Origin of the sequence: Gardnerella swidsinskii, from assembly GCF_003397705.1 — a bacterium.
GTDB lineage: Bacteria > Actinomycetota > Actinomycetes > Actinomycetales > Bifidobacteriaceae > Bifidobacterium > Bifidobacterium swidsinskii.
This window is the reverse complement of the sequence record NZ_QJVB01000002.1, coordinates 96743-114503: the sequence shown is the minus strand read 5'-3', so window position 1 is coordinate 114503 and position 17761 is coordinate 96743. Positions and strand designations below refer to the sequence as shown.

Sequence of the window (17761 nt, the reverse complement as noted above, 5' to 3'; positions counted from 1 at the left end):
AACGCAAGACCCCGATAGAAAAGGACAATTATGGCTGAAAATACCATCTCCATCACCGTAAACGAGGAACGCAAGGAGGTGGATGCAAGCTTCACTGGCGCCCAACTTTTCGCGGAAGATAAGAATATTATTGCTGTGCGTTTAAATGGCGAGTTGCGTGATTTGTACACGTCTCTTCATGACGGCGATACCGTGGAATCAGTGGCCCTTGATAGTGAAGATGGCATCGCAATCATGCGTCATTCCGCTACTCACGTGATGGCTCAAGCTGTTCAAGAAATTCGACCAGACGCAAAGTTGGGCGTAGGTCCTGTAATTAAAGACGGCTTCTACTACGATTTCGATGTTGATACTCCATTTACGCCAGACGATTTGAAGCAAATCGAAAAGCATATGCAGCGCATTATTAAAGAGTCTCAAAGCTTCCGTCGTCGCGTTGTAACAGAGGACGAAGCGCGCGAAGAAGAAGCAAATCAACCTTATAAGTTGGAGTTGATTGGGGATAAGGAAGCAGCTCTTGATCCTGCTGCCTCTGGCGAAATCAGCAAGCATGAGCTTAGCATGTACGACAATGTAGATCGCGAAGGAAACAAGGTTTGGAGCGATTTGTGCCGCGGACCTCACCTTCCAAACACGCGTTACATTAAGGCTTTTAAGCTTGAGCGTGTGGCTGCAGCTTACTGGCGTGGCTCGGAGCAGAATCCTATGCTTCAGCGCATTTACGGCACTGCTTGGCCTAGCAAGGAAGAGCTTAAAGCTTACACAACTCGCATGGAAGAAGCTGCTAAGCGCGATCACCGCAAGCTTGGTCAAGAGATGGATTTGTTCTCCTTCCCAGACGAGATTGGCCCAGGCTTAGCCGTATTCCATCCAAAGGGTGCTGCAATTATTAACGCAATGGAAGATTATTCGCGCGAGCAGCACAGAAAGCATCACTACAGCTTCGTACAAACTCCGCACATTACTAAGGGTGGCTTATATGAGACTTCCGGCCACTTGCAGTGGTACAAGGATGGCATGTATCCTCCAATGAAGCTTGACGAAGAGCGCGACGAAAATGGTAACGTAACTCGCCAAGGTGCTGACTACTACTTGAAGCCAATGAATTGCCCAATGCATAACTTGATCTTCAAGTCTCGCCAGCGTTCTTATCGCGAGCTTCCTTTGCGCTTGTTTGAGTTTGGTACCGTGTATCGCTACGAAAAGTCTGGCGTTGTGCATGGTTTAACTCGTGTTCGTGGATTGACTCAGGATGATTCGCACATTTACTGCACTCGCGAGCAGATGCGCGATGAGTTGAAGAGCTTGCTTAACTTTGTGCTTGGTCTTCTTAAAGACTTCGGTTTGAACGACTTCTACTTGGAGCTTTCCACTAAGGATGAGCATAAGTTCGTCGGTTCCGACGAGATTTGGGAAGAAGCAACTAATACTTTGGCAGAGGTTGCTAAAGAGTCTGGTTTGGAACTCGTGGACGATCCAGGTGGAGCTGCATTCTACGGCCCGAAGATTTCCGTGCAAGCTCGAGACGCAATCGGTCGCACTTGGCAGGTTTCTACTATTCAGCTCGACTTCAACTTGCCTGAGCGCTTTAAGTTGGAGTACATTGCGGCTGACGGTAGCCACCAGCGTCCTGTGATGATTCACCGCGCACTCTTTGGCTCTATTGAGCGTTTCTTCGCTATTTTGCTCGAGCATTACGCGGGCGCGTTCCCAGCATGGTTGGCTCCAGTTCAGGTAACTGGCGTTCCTGTTGCAGACGAGTTCGCTCCACACTTGCAAAAATTGATTAGCGATTTGGAAGAGAATATGGTTCGTTGCGAAATGGACAACTCTGACGATCGCTTCGGCAAGAAGATTCGTAACGCTTCTAAGTCTAAGGTGCCATTCACTTTGATTGCTGGAGAAGAGGATGTGAACAACAATGCTGTGAGCTTCCGCTTCCGCGATGGCAGCCAATTGAATGGCGTTCCTGTTTCGCAAGCTAAAGAGTGGATTTTGTCCATCATTAAGCAGCGCGTTCAGGTCAATACTGCAGAAGATTTCGAGCGCTACACTAAGTAGCATAAGCTATTTAAGTTATGTAACTTAAATAACGTTACTTAAGCAGCACAGTTTCGCTTGAAAACTAAATTGCAATAAATAAACGAAATAAGCAAAAGTCCACACTTCTTAAAGTTGTGTGGGCTTTTGTGTGTATTACAGCCGATTGACTAATATGAGATTGTTTATTGAACCCAAGTTTTATTTGCTTGATTACGCTAGGAAGGTTGCATTCAATGTTGGAATCATTACGCAGCGGGTTTAAGCGCACTATTTCTCCAATTGCAAAATTGCTAGTCCGATTAGGCATAAGTGCTAACTGTGTAACAATTGTCGGCACAATAGCTGTAGTTATTATTGCTTTTGTTACTGCTTTTACTAAACAGTTTGTTGTTGGCACTATATTTTTAACTATTTTTGTGCTTGCAGACAGTTTAGATGGTTCTGTTGCTGCTTTGACAACAGGCGGCACAAAATTTGGTGCATTTCTTGACTCAACTCTCGATCGCATTGCAGACTGGTCATTATTTTCCTCTGTATGCATTTGTTTGTATGAAGCTCACGAAAAAGATATGTGCACTTGGATTTCAACTTTGAATGGCAATGCAATAAAGTGTGTAGGATTATTAAGCTGTTTGGTTGCTCTTATGGCAGCTTTCGTAACTTCATACACTCGCGCTCGCGGTCAGTCAATAAATGTAGATCCTAAAAAAGGTTTAATAACTCGTGCAGATAGAGTTGCTGTGATTCTTGTTGCTATGGGGCTTGTTGGTCTTACAAATCAACTTTTTTGGTTAAGTTTTGCTATGATTCTGCTTGCTATTGGCGGTATTATTACAGTTTTCCAGCGTATTTTTGAAGTAAAGCATGGGCTTGATATAAAAGATAAATAAAATTTGTCGCGAAAGCGCAATAAAATCGTTTCGTTTGATTAACTGTACGTTTTAGGAGTATCATGTCAGGTCATTCCAAGTGGGCGACTACAAAGCACAAGAAGGCCGCTATCGACGCAAAGCGTGGCAAGCTTTTTGCCAAGCTTATTAAGAACATTGAAATTGCTGCACGTTTGGGTGGTGGCGATCCTGATGGTAACCCTACGCTGTACGATGCCATCGTTAAAGCTAAGAAGGCTTCCATGCCTGCTGACAATATCAAGCGCGCTGTAAAGCGTGGTTCTGGTGAAGAAGCTGGCGGCGCAAACTATGAAGAGATTGTTTACGAAGGTTACGCTCCTGCAGGTGTTGGATTGATTATTGAATGCCTTACTGATAACCGTAATCGTGCTGCTGCTGATGTGCGTTCAACTCTTACTAAAGGCAACGGTTCTTTGGCAACAAGCGGTTCCGTGAGCTTCAACTTCGAACGTAAAGGTTTGATTGAAGTTCCATCCGAAGGTGTTGACTACGATAAGCTTTTCGAAGTTGCAGCTGAAGCTGGAGCTGAAGATGTTGCTGATGATGGCGATGTTTATTCTGTTTACACCAATTCCAGTGATTTGGTAACTGTGCGTAAGGCTTTGCAGGAAGCTGGTTTCGACTATGATTCTGCAGATATCATTATGCATCCAAATAATGAGGTTGAATTGAGCTTCGAAGATGCTCAAAAGGTTTCTCGCTTAATCGATAATCTCGATGACTTGGACGATGTTCAGAATATTTACAGCAACTGGACCGCTTCAGATGAAGTTATGGCTCAGCTTGAGGAAGCTGAATAGTCTCCTATGATGATTTTGGGCGTTGACCCCGGGCTTACTCGCTGCGGGGTCGGCGTGATTGAAGCCGGCGTCTCGCGTCGGCTTTCTTTTATTCACGTCGATGTGTTGAGGTCTGAGCCTGATCTTTCGCAAGATTTGCGACTTTTAAAGATTTATAATGGATTAGTTGAAAAAATTGAGCGTTTTTCGCCTGATACTGTGTCTATTGAACGTGTTTTTGCGCAAGAAAATCGAAATACTGTTCTTGGCACTGCACAGGTTGCAGGTATTGCAATGCTTGCTGCAGCTCAGCGCAATATTCCTGTTGCTTTACACACTCCTACTGAAGTTAAACTTGCTGTAGCTGGAAACGGAAAAGCTCAAAAACCTCAAGTAGAGCGCATGGTCGCGCGACTACTTGGACTTAATGTTTTGCCTACTCCTGCTGATGCTGCCGACGCTTTAGCTCAAGCTATTTGTCATGCTCTTCGTCCTTCTGGTGCTTTACAAGGTGGCGAGCGCGAGCAGCATCTAACTGCTGCGCAGAAACAGTGGGCTTTAGCTCAAGCTCAGGCGCGTAAATCTTCTTCTGTCGTTCGAGGCATGTAGGATATTAATAGAACAGATGTTCTATTATAATTGTATTTGACTTTATGTGCTTTAAGCTATGAGTTTTTGTTAAGTGGGAGTGAGTTTATGATTGGAATGCTTGTTGGACAAGTTGCGTCAATTGATGCTCGTTCTGCTCTTATTGTTGTTTCTGGAGTTGGCTATGAGACTTATATGCCTTCTCAAGATTTGTCTTCTTTGCATGAAGGCCAGGAAGTTCGCGTTTATACGTCGCTTCAAGTTTCGCAAGATGCTTTAACTCTTTATGGTTTTACAACTCAAGCTGCTAAACGAATGTTTTTGCAAGTGCAAAAAGTTAGTGGAATTGGTCCTAAAGTTGCTCTTTCTATGCTTTCAACTTTGAATGTTGATCGTCTTTTACAAGCTATTTCTGAGGGAGATGTAACTTCTCTTTCTTCTGCTCCTGGTTTAGGGAAAAAGGGTGCGCAGAAGATTATTTTGGAATTGAAGGGTTCTCTTGATTCTTCAATACTGGCAGATAGTTCTAATGATTCTACTCAATCTAATAAGCAGATTGTTGATTCTAGCGTGCAATGCGTAATAGAGGGTCTTGTTTCATTGGGTTGGAGACAAGTTGACGCTCAAAGAGCAGTTGAGCAAGTTTGTGCAGAGAATAATATTTCAATTCCTATATCTGATGCAGATTTGCCTAATGTTTTACGAATGGCATTAGCTTCACTTGATAGGGGTAGGTAATCATGTTTGTAAAGAATCTAGTATTGGGGGAGTTGAAGTGAGTGAAGAGTATACTTCTGCGCTAAATACTGGTGTTGCTGAAGAATCCTTACGCATGGTTTCTTCAACGCCTTTAGGAAATGAGCAACTCAGTGATGAGGAACTTCGTCCTCGCGCATTAGAAGGTTTTATTGGTCAACCAGTTTTAAAAGCGCAATTGCAACTGTTTTTAGATGCTGCTAAAAAGCGTGATGTTGCGCCTGACCATATGTTATTGGCTGGCCCTCCTGGATTGGGAAAAACTACATTAGCAATGATTGTTGCTAATGAATTGCAAGTTCCTATTCGAATTACTTCAGGTCCTGCTATCCAGCATGCTGGAGATTTAGCTTCTATACTAAGCGCGCTTGACGCAGGTGAGGTGTTGTTTATTGACGAAATCCATCGTTTGCCTCGTGCTGCAGAAGAGTTGCTTTATATTGCTATGGAAGATTTTCGCGTTGACGTTATGGTCGGCAAAGGTCCTGGTGCCTCATCAATACCGCTAACTCTTCCTCGTTTTACTGTAGTTGGAGCTACCACTAGGGAAGGAATGTTGCCTTCTCCATTGCGCGCTCGTTTTGGTTTTACTGCTCACCTTGATTTTTATCCTCACGAAGAGCTTGAAAAACTTATTGAGCGATCTGCTAAAGTCTTAGGAATTCGCCTTATAGATCAAGCTGCTAAAGAGCTATCGTTACGCTCTCGTGGCACTCCTCGTATAGCGAATCGCTTGTTGAGACGTGTCAGAGATTGGGCTATTGTGCATGATTTGTCAGAAGTAAATCATGAAGCTGTTGTTGAAGCGTTAGCTTTATACCAGATTGATACACAAGGTCTTGATCGACTTGATATTGCAGTTTTGAAGGCTATGGTTTGTCAGTTTAACGGTGGACCGGTTGGTCTTAATAATCTAGCTGCAATGGTTGGTGAAGAAGCTGAAACTGTTGAAACAGTATGTGAACCATATCTAGTGCGTGAAGGATTCTTAATTCGCACTCCTAAAGGTCGTGTTGCAACTAGTAAAGCTTGGAAACATTTGGGCTTTAAAGAGCCTAGTAATGTCAGTGAGCTAGCCTAAAATAATTAAATTGGACGGCATTTCGACCGTCTTAGGGTTGGATACTTAAGGAGTTTACTTTGCCTCAATTTTTCCAGCAGTATGGCATGCTTATTATTCTCGTTGTAGCAATGGTTTGCATGATGATGTTCCAGACTCGCAATGCTAAGAAGCGTCAAGCTGAAATGCGTTCCTTCCATGAATCTTTGGAACCAGGTACTGAAATTATTACAATCGGCGGCATTATCGGCAAGATTGTAAGCGTAGATACTCAATATGAAGAGATTGTTATCGATTCAGAAGGTAGCTTGATGCGAGTATCTTTCCGCGCTGTGAACAGATTGTATGTGCGTCCAGCATTTATTAGTGATGAAGAAGCAGAAGAAGCTGCACAAGCTGAAGAAGCTAAGCAAGATGATGCAAATAAATCTGTAAGCGAAGATAACGAGCCAGTATCAGAATCTGCAGCTTCTGAAAAGTAATAACTTTTATCTCATAAATTTATAATTTAATACTTAAGTCGTGATGTGTGAGTCAGCACATGTCTCACGCATCACGCGAATATGTGACATTCTTTCCATATTCCAATAACAAGTCTTGTGAAGAAAAGAACGTTAGGATTATGACAGCAACGGATATTACAGTGAAAACGTTGAAAACAGTAAGCAACGATGATGCCGCTTATCTTGCTTCTTTGATTCGTACCGTTCCAGGATTCCCCAATCCTAGTATTATATTCCGTGATTTTCTTCCTATATTTTCAAATGCGCGCTCTTCGCGAATTCTTATTGATTCTTTGATTGATGCCTTGCCTGTGCCAGCTGATTCAATTGATTTGATTGCTGGGCTTGAAGCTCGAGGCTTTCTTTTTGGACCATTATTGGCATCTCGGTTAGGCAAAGGTTTTCTTGCTATTCGTAAAGCTGGTAAGCTACCTCCTCCAGTTATTACTGAGTCATACATGCTTGAGTATGGTCAGGCAAGTATTGAAATTGAAAGCGACGCTATTAAGCCAGGTCAACGTGTGCTTATTGTTGACGATCTTATTGCAACTGGAGGCACTGCAAAAGCTGCTGCAAATATTGTCAAGCGCGCTCAAGGAATAGTTGCAGGTTTTAGTTTTGTTATTGAACTTACTGGTATTAGTGGAATGAGTGAATTATGCGATTATCCTTGCAGCAGTTTAATTACTATGCCAGCTTAAAAGTTTATTATTATCGCTTATTATTAAAGTAATATCCTATTTAAAACAATATATTGGTTTTGCACCTAAAAGAATTGAAAGGAAAAGGCATGGTTGAAAAGCTTAAGTCATCCTTAATAAACATGTCTAAAGGTGTAATAACTCCTGTTATTGTTATTCTTATTTTTTCTCTTACGATAGGTCTTTTCTTATCTCTCACACTTCTTGTGGTTTCTATCGAAGAAGGAACAGGTAATCTTTCTGAATCTGCAATGTCTATGACTTGGGCTGTGTTTATGTTTGCTCAAGGCGTGGGTCTTACTTTTGGAAATTGCATTCTTACGATTATTCCTTTAGGCCTTACTTTTCTACTTATTTCAACGCTTGTATGCTTAATTCGTCGTATTAAAGGTGGGAATATAGCATATTTTACTGGGCTTGTAGTCTGGGCTGCTATTAATGCGATACTTTCTCAAAATACGCATGTTACTTTACTTGATTCTACTTTTATTGTTGCTTGTAAATCTTCTTGTGTTTATTTAATTTCGTTACTTATAGCGGTTTTTCCAAGCAGCTCACTGTTTGTATCTGCTAAGCAGCGTTATAAGCAAATATGTCCTGAGTATATTCAAAAAAATATTCGTATTACTAAGCGAACTGCGGTAATTTTGTTTGGTTTATATGCTTTTGTTGCACTAATAACTGTTGTGGTTTGGGCTTGTACAAATTTTGGTTATGTTAATTCATATTTCAATAAACTAGGCATGCAAAATGGTTCGCGTATTCTTACAACTATTGCTTGCTTAGTTTGGTTGCCTAATGTTGCTATTTGGGCATTATCTTGGATTTGTGGATCTGGATTTAATATTGGATCTGTTGCACAATTTACTTTAACAGTTTCTCAACGTAAATCTTTGCCGCCTATTCCGGTTTTTGGAATATTTCCTGATGCTGTTATTGACGTTGTGCATCGCACTGTTTTTTACTCTATAGTTCCAACTTTATGCTTTATTGTAATGCTTGTAGCTTTATTGCATAAAAGCGGCTGTGGCTTGCGCATAAAAAATATTATTGATAAAACTGAGCGTGAGTCTTTTATGTTGAACGCTATAGAAGCTGCAACTGATAGTGTTGGCGTATCCGCTTTAATTACAATTATGTGGACTGTTGTTTTTTCAATAGCAAATGGTTCATTAGGGGAATGTCGACTTTCTTATATTGGAGTTGACATTATTGAAAGTACTAGAGCTGTTGGTCATCTTACTCTATACGCTTCTGCTGTAGCATTGGTTATTTCAATTTTTAGTATTCTACTTATTTGTGGTGCGAGATATTGCTTAAATCTTATTGCTGCTAGTAAGTCGAATAAACCTGTAAAATTTGCAGAATTAATCGAAAATAAGGCTAGTAATAAAAATAATCAACCTTTGCCTTTGAAAAAAGCCGCTCCTAGGACGGTTTCATCGAAGGCTAAAAGAAAATAATTCCTCACTACTATTTTGGGAAGGAAGGCCGCCGTGCAACAGACACAGAGCAAAGAATCAAACGCAAATGTGCTGATAACCACAGGTGAAAAGCAAATTCGTAGAGTTCTTGTTTCAGTTTTTCATAAAGAAGGACTTGAAATATTAGCTGAAGCATTTAGAAAGGCTGATACTGAAGTAGTTTCAACCGGCTCTACTGCTGCTAAATTGGCGGAACTTGGCGTTCATGTTATTGAAGTTTCTGACATTACTGGTTTCCCAGAAAGTCTTGATGGAAGAGTGAAGACTTTAGATCCGCATATTCACGCTGGAATTCTTGCAGATATGAGTAATGCTGATCATGTAAAGCAACTTGAAAAGCTAAACATAAAGCCGTTTGATGCTGTAGTAGTTAATTTGTATCCGTTCGTAGACACTGTAATGAGCGGTGCTGATAGTGACGCAATTATTGAAAAAATTGATATTGGTGGACCTTCTATGATTCGTGCTGCAGCAAAGAATCATAAGTCTGTTGCCGTTATTACAGATCCTGCAGATTACCAGCTTTTAGCTAATAGAATCGTTTCAGGTGAAGGCTTTAATTTGCAAGAGCGCGAATATTTGGCTGGTAAAGCATTTGCTCATACAGCAGCTTACGATGCTTCTATATTTGAGTGGACAAGTAAAGCATGGCAGAAGCCTGAAACTTTGAACACAAATGATGAAGAAGATAGTCAAAATGCTGTAGCTGTGGAGCTTCCTGCAAACTACACGCGCACTTGGAGTTTAGAGCATACGCTTCGATATGGTGAGAATCCTCATCAGCAAGCAGGATTGTATTTAGATCCTTTGCATAAGGGTGGTTTGGCTCAGGCTGAGCTTCTTGGCGGAAAACCTATGAGCTACAACAATTATGTGGATGCGGATGCTGCTTGGCGTGCGGTTTGGGATTTTGCTCCACAAATTGCAGTTGCTGTTTGCAAGCATAATAATCCTTGCGGCTTGGCAATAGGCGCAACTGCAGCAGAAGCGCACAAAAAAGCTCACGCTTGCGATCCTGTAAGTGCTTACGGCGGTGTGATTGCTGCAAACACTACAGTCACTTTGGAAATGGCAGAAAGCGTGCGCCCAATTTTCACGGAAGTTATTGTGGCTCCAGACTATGAGCCTGAAGCTTTGGAATTGCTTCGCACTAAGAAAAAGAATCTTCGTATTCTAAAGGTTGCAACTCCGCCAGTTTTGGATTTGCAAGTTCATCCTATTGACGGTGGTGCTTTAGTTCAATCTGCAGATAAGATTGATGCAGTTGGTGATAATCCTGAAAACTGGACGCTTGTTTCTGGAGATCCTGCTGATGCTGATACTTTGCGCGATTTGCAATTTGCCTGGCGTTCGCTTCGTTGTGTAAAGTCTAACGCAATTCTACTTGCGCATGATAATGCTACTGTTGGCATTGGTATGGGGCAGGTTAATCGCGTGGATTCGTGCCATTTGGCTGTTGAACGTGCGAATACTTTGGCTGATGGTGCTGAACGTGCTCGTGGAGCTGTTGCGGCTTCGGATGCTTTCTTCCCATTCGCTGACGGTCCGCAAATTTTGATTGAAGCTGGCGTTCGCGCAATCGTGCAGCCTGGTGGCTCTATTCGCGACGAAGAAGTGTTCGAAGCTGCGCGCAAAGCTGGTGTAACGATGTACACTACCGGTACTCGTCACTTCTTCCACTAAAATTGCTTTAGCTAAGATTCATAGACAAATAAATTAATCAATATTATGGATGCAGCGTTTGTGTACTTCAAGCGCTGCATCTTTGTGTTAGTGCCTAAAACAACTCATGTTTTCTTATCGCGGAGCAGGTATGATACAAGTATGACAGATAGTGAGCATCAGACTAGAAGCACTAAAACGGAACATCCGTACGTGTCGGAAAAACGTGAGGGTAAACCTTATGCTGAATGGATTGTAGCAATTATTATTGGACTTTGCGCATTATTGGCATTTATAGGATATGTAAAAGCCGCCACAGTTGTTATTTCTGTGACGGCTGTACTTCTAGGAGTTATGCGCTTAATTATGCGTCAGCGTAGCCCTTGGAAAGTTCGCTCAGTTGGCTTTGATTCTTTCATCAGTATTACGCTCGGCATAGGTTTGCTTATAACATACGCTTCAATTATATTTTTGCTATAATTTTATTCTTAAAGATTGTTCGCAACGTTATTGTCAGATACGTTTTGAACGTATTCATAGCTCATATCTGGTGCTACAGGAGCATCTGCTTTTGTGTCTGCAAAGTTTTGTATTGGTGCAGGATTTGTTTCATTTGATACAGCAGGTTTTTGTGCTGAGTTTGAAAGAAGCTTTGTTAATAGCAAAACTAGGCTAACAAGCGCTGCAGCAAAAATTGGAGCAATCCAGAATACCCACAATTGACTTAGTGGTTTAACTTCCAAATCATGAGAGTTTGCGAATAATGCAATGCCGGTAGAACGAGCAGGATTCAAACCAGCTCCTGTAATTTGATATGTAATGAAAGCGCCAGCTGCGTATGCAATACCGATGTGTGTTGCATAACCGCATTTAGTATTACCTTCATGGTCTGTGCTGCGCAATGCAGTGGCAACAATCAAAATAACAGCAATAACTTCAACTAATAACGCAGATACTATTCCGAAAGACAAGTTTATTTCTTTTAGTTGACGTGCAGAAAGAGATGCCTTTTCGAATCCGTTTACTATTGAAACAAACCAATACTTTTTGTCAAAACCTGAGCCTTGGCCAACTTGTGATGGATTAATGCTTGAATTCTGCTGAGGAATAATAAGAATGAACAATCCTGCAGCTGCAATAGCACCAAGAACTTGGGCAACAATGTAGCATAATCCTGCAGTGTATGAAGTGCGTCCAGTAAGCATCGAAGCAACTGTTACTGCAGGGTTAAGGTGGCCTCCAGAAACTTTAGATGCAATATATGTCGCTGCAGCATAAGCGATACCAGTGCCGGCAGCAATCATTAAAACGTTGATTCCGTACATTACGGTAGTAAGAGAATAAAAAGTGTAAACAACGAACATCGCTAAAGCTGTAGCAATAAATTCAGTACCAATACGAACAATAAGTGGCGCAGCAGTTTTAGTTGTGCTGCACGGTGTATCTGTAGTTTTAATCATAACTTTCCTTAATTTTAGTTGTGCCGCTTTGTTAATGATTGCAACACAATGAAACCTAGGCTATATTATCACGGCTATGCCATACGGTAACATAGGAAGATGTGGTGTTTTTTGATTTATTGCAAATTTAATAAATTGCCACATAAATTTAGTAAGTTAATGAGTAATGAATTGCTTATATTGCGTATTCTTAAGTAAATTCTGGCGCAAGTATGTATGTAATTCTTTAGGTCACGTTGGGAGAACGATGCCAAACGCATATTCCCGCGCCAATCAGGCGCATTCAGATGACAAGAACGCCATTCGACTGCAGAAGCTGCTTGCTGAAGCTGGATTTGGTTCAAGACGCAAGTGTGAAGAGATTATTCTTGACGGGCGTGTTGAAGTAGACGACGAATTGGTTACAACACTTGGTACTCGAGTAGATCCAAAACGTCAAAAAGTGCGCGTTGATGGATCTCGCGTAAAGTTCAACACAAAGCTAGTAACGCTCGCATTGCATAAGCCTAAGCGAGTTCTTAGCGCAATGGACGATCCAAAAGGTCGCTTTACTTTAAGAGATATTGTTGGAGACAAGTACGAGCGAATTTTCCACATGGGACGCTTGGATTACGATTCTGAAGGTCTTATTTTAATGACCAACGATGGCGAGCTAAGCCAGCACGTAATGCACCCAAAGTATGAGGTTGAGAAAACTTATATTGCAACTGTTGAAGGCAAAATCAACGGTATGGTTTGCCGCCGCTTGGTTTCGCAAGGCGTGAATCTTGAAGATGGTTGGATTAAGCTCGACCGCTGCGCAATAATCGACCAGAATCACGACACAACCATGGTAAAAGTTGTGTTGCATTCTGGCAAAAATCGTATTGTTCGCAGGATTTTTGGAGCCGTAGGATACCCTGTAAAGCGTCTTGTTCGTACGCAAATTGGCCCTATTAAATTGGGTGACTTAAAAGCTGGATCGTATCGCGTGCTTTCTCAAACAGAAGTGCGTTCGCTTTCTAAGGAGGTTGGCCTGTGATTTGTGTAGCAATTGATGGACCAGCAGGAGTAGGTAAGTCTTCTACTTCTCGTGCTTTAGCACAATACTACGGTTTTGCGTATTTAGATACGGGTGCAATGTATAGAGCTGCTGCTTGGTGGTGCTTGAAACAAGGTATTGACTTAAGCACGAAGCTTGAATTGGATGAAGAAGGAAATCCTGTAAATCCAGCGGATACTGAACGTTTTAATCAAATCATTGAAGCTGTTGGAGTCTTATTTACTGAAAGTGACGCTGACTTTAGTGTTGATCCTAAGAATCCTGTAGTGACTGTTGAAGGTGAGGATATTAGCGAAGAATTGCGTTCCAGCGAAGTTTCTTCGCATGTGTCTACTGTATCTTCGATTCCTGCAGTTCGCCGTATGCTTATTGCTGCTCAGCGTGCGTATATTGCTTCAGAGTCAGATGAAGATTCTTTCTCAGGCGGAGAGGGAATAGTTGCAGAAGGACGCGATATTACTACTGTTGTTGCTCCTAATGCTCAAGTTCGAGTGCTTCTTACTGCACGCGAAGAAGTGCGTCAAGCTCGCAGAAACAAGCAGAATATTGCGCAAGAAAATTTGCAAAATAATGAATCTAAAAATAATGAATCTGAAGAAGACGATATTCACGCTCGTGACGCTAAAGATGCTAAAGTTACGCATTTTCTTCAAGCAGCAGACGGTGTTACAACGCTAGATAATTCTGATTTGACTTTTGAGCAGACTCTCGATGCTCTTGTTGAAATGGTTGACGCTGCTATCGAGCAAGATGAGTACGACCGCTATGCTGCTAATCTTGAAGGCTACGATCTTGACGATGAAGACCGTGCGCTTCTTCGAGGCGACGAAGTAAGTCAAGACGATGCAAAAGACTCTAAAGCTGTTGGAGTAATCGCCATTATAGGTCGACCAAACGTTGGAAAATCAACGCTTGTCAATCGTATTTTGGGTCATCGTGTAGCTGTTGTAGAAGATACTCCAGGTGTTACGAGAGATCGCGTAAGCTACGACGCTGAGTGGGCTGGAACTAACTTTAAGCTGGTTGACACTGGCGGCTGGGAAGCAGATGTTGAAGGCATTGATTCTTCTATTGCTCAACAAGCGCAAGTAGCAGTGCGTTTAAGCGATGCTGTGATTTTCCTAGTAGATGGTCAAGTTGGTTTAACAGCTACAGACGAGCGTATTGTTTCAATGCTTCGCGCTGCAGGTAAGCCTATTACTCTGGCAGTTAACAAGGTTGACGATGCTAGAAGCGAGTATTTGACTGCAGAGTTTTGGAAGCTCGGAATGGGTGAGCCTTACGGAATTTCTGCAATGCACGGCAGAGGCGTTGGAGATTTGCTTGATGCAGCTCTCAATTCTTTGAAGAAAGCGAATAAAACTTCAGGATTCTTAACTCCAGAAGGACTTCGCAGAGTTGCTTTAGTAGGTCGTCCAAACGTTGGTAAGTCTTCGCTTTTGAATCATTTAGCTCATGAAGAGCGATCTGTTGTAAACGATTTGGCTGGAACTACTCGTGACCCTGTTGATGAGGTTGTGCGAGTTGACGGCGAGGATTGGCTGTTTATTGACACTGCTGGTATTAAGCGCAGGCAGCACAAGCTTACGGGTGCTGAATACTATTCTTCACTTCGTACGCAAGCTGCGATTGAACGCTCGGAACTTGCTTTGATTCTTTTCGATTCTTCCCAGCCTATTGCAGAGCAGGATTTGAAAGTTATGAGCCAGGCTGTGGATGCAGGTCGCGCAATCGTACTTGTGTTTAACAAGTGGGATTTGATGGACGAATTTTCCAGACAGCGCATGGAACGCTTATGGAAAACTGAGTTTGAGCGCGTAACTTGGGCTGAGCGCGTAAATCTTTCTGCAAAGACAGGATGGCATACGAATCGTCTTGCGCGCGCTATGCGAACAGCTTTAGACAGCTGGGATAAGCGTATTCCTACAGGCAAGCTCAACGCTTTCTTAGGTCGTATTCAGTCTGCTCATCCGCATCCTTTGCGAGGTGGAAAGCAAGCGCGAATTTTATTTGCTACGCAAGCTTCTACGCGTCCTCCGCGTTTCGTAATATTCACAACCGGCTTCTTAGAGCACGGATACCGTCGCTTTATTGAGCGATCACTTCGAGAAGAATTTGGATTCGAGGGAACTCCTATTCAAATCTCCGTAAAAGTACGAGATAAGAAGAAGCGCAAATAAAGCGCGATTAAGTCACAAGTAAGTTAGGGTTAAGTAAAGTAGGAGCGTATATGGCTGGTTTGAGCGAGTTAGCTTTCGATTTGCATCATGCTAGCGAAGATGAGATTTTTCAAGTATTTGTTGATTGGGTTAAAGATAACAAACATGTAGATTTGTGGCCGCATCAAGAAGAATCCATCATGGATTTGCTTGCAGGAGACCACGTTATTTTAAACACTCCAACAGGTTCTGGAAAATCTCTAGTAGCACTCGGCATGCATTTCACAGCACTCGCCACCGGCAGACGCTCCTACTATACTGCGCCAATTAAAGCTCTCGTATCCGAAAAATTCTTCGATTTAGTAGCTATTTTTGGGCGTGACAACGTTGGTATGATTACAGGCGACTCGCATATTAATGCGGATGCTCCAATAATCTGCTGCACGGCGGAAATCTTAGCAAATCAAGCTTTACGTGAAGGCGTAAATGCTGAAGTTGATTGCGTTGCAATGGACGAATTCCACTACTATGGTGATCCAGAGCGTGGATGGGCTTGGCAAGTTCCGCTGCTTACACTTCCAAATACGCAATTCTTACTTATGAGTGCAACTCTTGGAGACGTAACGGATATTGCGGAACGCTTAGAAAAATCAACAAAAAGAAACGTAGATATTATTGCAGACGCTCCAAGACCAATCCCGCTCGAATACGAGTACACAGATAAACCGCTTGCAACAACTGTAGAACTCTTATTTAACAAGGGTTTAACGCCAATTTACGTAGTTCATTTTTCGCAAGACGCGGCTCTTGAAACAGCGCAAGCGCTCGCAAGTACGGGAGTTTCAAGCAAAGAGCAGCGAGACAAAATTGCTCAAGCCATTAAAGGTACTAAATTTACTACAGGTTTCGGCAAAATTTTGCAAAGGCTACTGCGCACTGGTGTAGGCGTACATCATGCTGGCATGCTTCCGCGCTACCGTAGGCTTGTCGAACAGCTCGCTCAGCTTGGACTTCTACCAGTTATTTGCGGCACAGACACTCTCGGCGTTGGCATTAATGTGCCAATTCACTCGGTTGTGCTTACAGCTCTTACAAAATTTGATGGGAATCGTAGTCGTAAACTTCGCGCTCGCGAGTTTCATCAAATTGCAGGTCGTGCAGGCAGGATGGGGTTTGATACCGAAGGCTTAGTAGTTGCAGAGGCTCCAGAGTTTGAGATTGAAAACGCGCGAGCTATTGCAAAAGCTGGTAATGACCCTAAAAAGCTTAAAAAAGTTAAGCGTAAGAAGGCTCCAGAAGGCTTTGTAGTTTGGGGTGAGCCAACGTTTACTAAGCTTATTGAAAGCGCGCCTGAAACTTTGAATCCTCATATGGTTGTAACTCACTCAATGATTTTGAACGAAGTTACGCAAGGTGGAGATGCTAGAGCGCGCGTTGAAAAACTTATTGAAGATAGCGCGCAAAAGCCGCAAGATAAAGAAAAATTGCTTGAACGTTGCGACGATATTTTCCAAACTCTGCTCGATACTCAAGTCATTGAATGTAGAGAGCGCGCGGACGGTTCTTGCGATTATGAGCTTGATGTTGCAATGCCAGAGGGTTTTGCTCTAGATCAGCCGCTTTCTCCGTTCTTGCTTGCCGCTTTGGAACTTCTTGACCCAGAATCTGAAAGCTATGCACTTGACGTAATTTCTATGGTTGAAGCAACTCTGGATGATCCTAAGCCTGTGCTTCGTGCTCAAGAGCGCAAAGCTCGCGATGCTGCAATGGCTGGTATGAAAGACGATGGCATTGACTACGAGGAGCGCATGGAACGCTTAGCTGAAGTTAGCTATCCTAAGCCTCTTGAAGATTTGCTAGCTCCTGCTTTTGCGCAATATCGCAAGGACGTGCCGTGGGCAAACGACTACTGGATTAAGCCTAAATCTGTACTTCGAGACATGGTTGAAACAGCATCTGATTTTACTGGCTACATTTCTCGTTATGGCATTGCTAGAAGTGAGGGAACGCTTCTTCGCTACCTTTCGGACGCTTACCGTTCGCTTGCTCGCACTGTGCCAGAAGACATGCTTAACGAAGAATTGCGCGATATTATTTCGTGGCTTCGTCTTGTTGTACGCTCTATTGATTCAAGTCTTGTTGACGAGTGGGAGAGTGCAGGAGGTTCGGACGCTGAAGCTAATGCTGTAACTACAGCTGCGCCTGGAACTTCTGAGTCTGTAGTTGAAGATCGTCGTGGACTTATTGTGTTGATTAGAAACGCAATGTTTCGTCGCGTGCAGCTTATGGATTTGGAAGATGCGGATACTTTAGGAGAGCTTGACAAGGCTTGGGGTTACGGAGTTCACGAGTGGAATGATGTTCTTGACGATTACTACGACGAGCACGAGTATGTTGGAATAGATGCCAAGGCTCGAAGTGGCGACTTGTTTATTTTGGATGATTCACCTGAGAAGAGTGAACATTCGTGGAAAGTTCGGCAGATAATCGACGATTCAGACGGGGATCATAATTGGGCTATTACTGGCGTTGTCGATTTAGATACAACGCAAGATGAAGGTGAAGTTGTGTTCTTCGATTACCAAGTTTCGCACGTGTGATTTTTAAAAATGT

The 17761-nt window shown here is 42.7% G+C and carries 15 protein-coding genes; 14 read left to right on the top strand and 1 reads right to left on the bottom strand.

The features are described from left to right. Nucleotides 1-30 precede the first annotated feature (30 nt). The 11 genes from thrS to D0T18_RS02725 all read left to right on the top strand — a co-directional run bounded on the left by thrS (nucleotide 31) and on the right by D0T18_RS02725 (nucleotide 10967). The gene (gene thrS / locus D0T18_RS02775) at nucleotides 31-2061 is read left to right on the top strand and encodes a threonine--tRNA ligase (RefSeq protein ID WP_102703141.1); all 2031 of its coding nucleotides are present in this window, start codon (nucleotides 31-33) and stop codon (nucleotides 2059-2061) included. 215 nt (nucleotides 2062-2276) lie between these two features. Then, nucleotides 2277-2933 carry a CDP-alcohol phosphatidyltransferase family protein gene (locus tag D0T18_RS02770; protein ID WP_004108811.1) on the top strand — a complete coding sequence of 219 codons (657 nt, stop codon included), beginning with the start codon at nucleotides 2277-2279 and terminating at the stop codon, nucleotides 2931-2933. Nucleotides 2934-2995: 62 nt separating this feature from the next. Continuing rightward, a complete protein-coding gene (locus D0T18_RS02765; protein ID WP_004108813.1) occupies nucleotides 2996-3754 on the top strand; it encodes a YebC/PmpR family DNA-binding transcriptional regulator in 759 nt (252 codons plus the stop codon). Nucleotides 3755-3760: 6 nt separating this feature from the next. Further along, on the top strand, nucleotides 3761-4342 hold the full coding sequence (gene ruvC / locus D0T18_RS02760; protein WP_012914216.1) for a crossover junction endodeoxyribonuclease RuvC: 582 nt from the start codon (nucleotides 3761-3763) through the stop codon (nucleotides 4340-4342). Between the two features lie 87 nt (nucleotides 4343-4429). Then, nucleotides 4430-5059: a Holliday junction branch migration protein RuvA gene (gene ruvA, locus D0T18_RS02755; protein WP_004108817.1), complete on the top strand. Its 630-nt coding sequence runs from the start codon at nucleotides 4430-4432 to the stop codon at nucleotides 5057-5059. Nucleotides 5060-5153: 94 nt separating this feature from the next. Then, nucleotides 5154-6158: a Holliday junction branch migration DNA helicase RuvB gene (ruvB, locus tag D0T18_RS02750; RefSeq protein ID WP_217431467.1), complete on the top strand. Its 1005-nt coding sequence runs from the start codon at nucleotides 5154-5156 to the stop codon at nucleotides 6156-6158. Nucleotides 6159-6217: 59 nt separating this feature from the next. Further along, nucleotides 6218-6619 carry a preprotein translocase subunit YajC gene (gene yajC, locus D0T18_RS02745; RefSeq protein WP_116440439.1) on the top strand — a complete coding sequence of 134 codons (402 nt, stop codon included), beginning with the start codon at nucleotides 6218-6220 and terminating at the stop codon, nucleotides 6617-6619. A 140-nt stretch (nucleotides 6620-6759) separates the two neighbouring features. After that, nucleotides 6760-7341, top strand: coding sequence for an adenine phosphoribosyltransferase (locus tag D0T18_RS02740; protein ID WP_012914213.1), 582 nt, complete (start codon nucleotides 6760-6762; stop codon nucleotides 7339-7341). Between the two features lie 89 nt (nucleotides 7342-7430). Beyond that, complete coding sequence (locus D0T18_RS02735; protein WP_102703138.1) at nucleotides 7431-8804, top strand: cell division protein PerM; 1374 nt, start codon at nucleotides 7431-7433, stop codon at nucleotides 8802-8804. 33 nt (nucleotides 8805-8837) lie between these two features. After that, the gene (gene purH, locus D0T18_RS02730; RefSeq protein ID WP_116440438.1) at nucleotides 8838-10508 is read left to right on the top strand and encodes a bifunctional phosphoribosylaminoimidazolecarboxamide formyltransferase/IMP cyclohydrolase; all 1671 of its coding nucleotides are present in this window, start codon (nucleotides 8838-8840) and stop codon (nucleotides 10506-10508) included. 141 nt (nucleotides 10509-10649) lie between these two features. Continuing rightward, on the top strand, nucleotides 10650-10967 hold the full coding sequence (locus D0T18_RS02725) for a hypothetical protein (RefSeq protein WP_012914210.1): 318 nt from the start codon (nucleotides 10650-10652) through the stop codon (nucleotides 10965-10967). A gap of 8 nt (nucleotides 10968-10975) precedes the next feature. On the opposite strand, the gene D0T18_RS02720 is transcribed toward D0T18_RS02725, so the two are convergent. Beyond that, complete coding sequence (locus tag D0T18_RS02720) at nucleotides 10976-11947, bottom strand: MIP/aquaporin family protein (RefSeq protein ID WP_004108851.1); 972 nt, start codon at nucleotides 11945-11947, stop codon at nucleotides 10976-10978. Nucleotides 11948-12194: 247 nt separating this feature from the next. Here D0T18_RS02720 and D0T18_RS02715 point away from each other — a divergent pair, with 247 nt between their 5' ends. Genes D0T18_RS02715 through D0T18_RS02705 form a run of 3 tightly spaced genes read left to right on the top strand, consistent with a single transcriptional unit; the run spans nucleotide 12195 to nucleotide 17748 of the window. Continuing rightward, nucleotides 12195-12968, top strand: a complete 774-nt coding sequence (locus tag D0T18_RS02715) for a pseudouridine synthase (RefSeq protein ID WP_064621404.1) — start codon at nucleotides 12195-12197, stop codon at nucleotides 12966-12968. Beyond that, the gene (gene der, locus D0T18_RS02710; protein WP_116440437.1) at nucleotides 12965-15169 is read left to right on the top strand and encodes a bifunctional cytidylate kinase/GTPase Der; all 2205 of its coding nucleotides are present in this window, start codon (nucleotides 12965-12967) and stop codon (nucleotides 15167-15169) included. Before D0T18_RS02715 ends, der begins: the two co-directional genes overlap by 4 nt. Before the next feature lie 50 nt (nucleotides 15170-15219). After that, entirely contained in the window at nucleotides 15220-17748 is a 2529-nt protein-coding gene (locus D0T18_RS02705; RefSeq protein WP_116440436.1) for a DEAD/DEAH box helicase, read from the top strand. Nucleotides 17749-17761 lie beyond the last annotated feature (13 nt).

Bases quoted from the DNA above. Each gene is read 5' to 3' on its own strand.
- thrS (WP_102703141.1), top strand. From the start codon at position 31: ATGGCTGAAAATACCATCTCCATCACCGTAAACGAGGAACGCAAGGAG.
- D0T18_RS02770 (WP_004108811.1), top strand. From the start codon at position 2,277: ATGTTGGAATCATTACGCAGCGGGTTTAAGCGCACTATTTCTCCAATT.
- D0T18_RS02765 (WP_004108813.1), top strand. From the start codon at position 2,996: ATGTCAGGTCATTCCAAGTGGGCGACTACAAAGCACAAGAAGGCCGCT.
- ruvC (WP_012914216.1), top strand. From the start codon at position 3,761: ATGATGATTTTGGGCGTTGACCCCGGGCTTACTCGCTGCGGGGTCGGC.
- ruvA (WP_004108817.1), top strand. From the start codon at position 4,430: ATGATTGGAATGCTTGTTGGACAAGTTGCGTCAATTGATGCTCGTTCT.
- ruvB (WP_217431467.1), top strand. From the start codon at position 5,154: ATGGTTTCTTCAACGCCTTTAGGAAATGAGCAACTCAGTGATGAGGAA.
- D0T18_RS02740 (WP_012914213.1), top strand. From the start codon at position 6,760: ATGACAGCAACGGATATTACAGTGAAAACGTTGAAAACAGTAAGCAAC.
- D0T18_RS02735 (WP_102703138.1), top strand. From the start codon at position 7,431: ATGGTTGAAAAGCTTAAGTCATCCTTAATAAACATGTCTAAAGGTGTA.
- D0T18_RS02725 (WP_012914210.1), top strand. From the start codon at position 10,650: ATGACAGATAGTGAGCATCAGACTAGAAGCACTAAAACGGAACATCCG.
- D0T18_RS02720 (WP_004108851.1), bottom strand. From the start codon at position 11,947: ATGATTAAAACTACAGATACACCGTGCAGCACAACTAAAACTGCTGCG.
- D0T18_RS02715 (WP_064621404.1), top strand. From the start codon at position 12,195: ATGCCAAACGCATATTCCCGCGCCAATCAGGCGCATTCAGATGACAAG.
- D0T18_RS02705 (WP_116440436.1), top strand. From the start codon at position 15,220: ATGGCTGGTTTGAGCGAGTTAGCTTTCGATTTGCATCATGCTAGCGAA.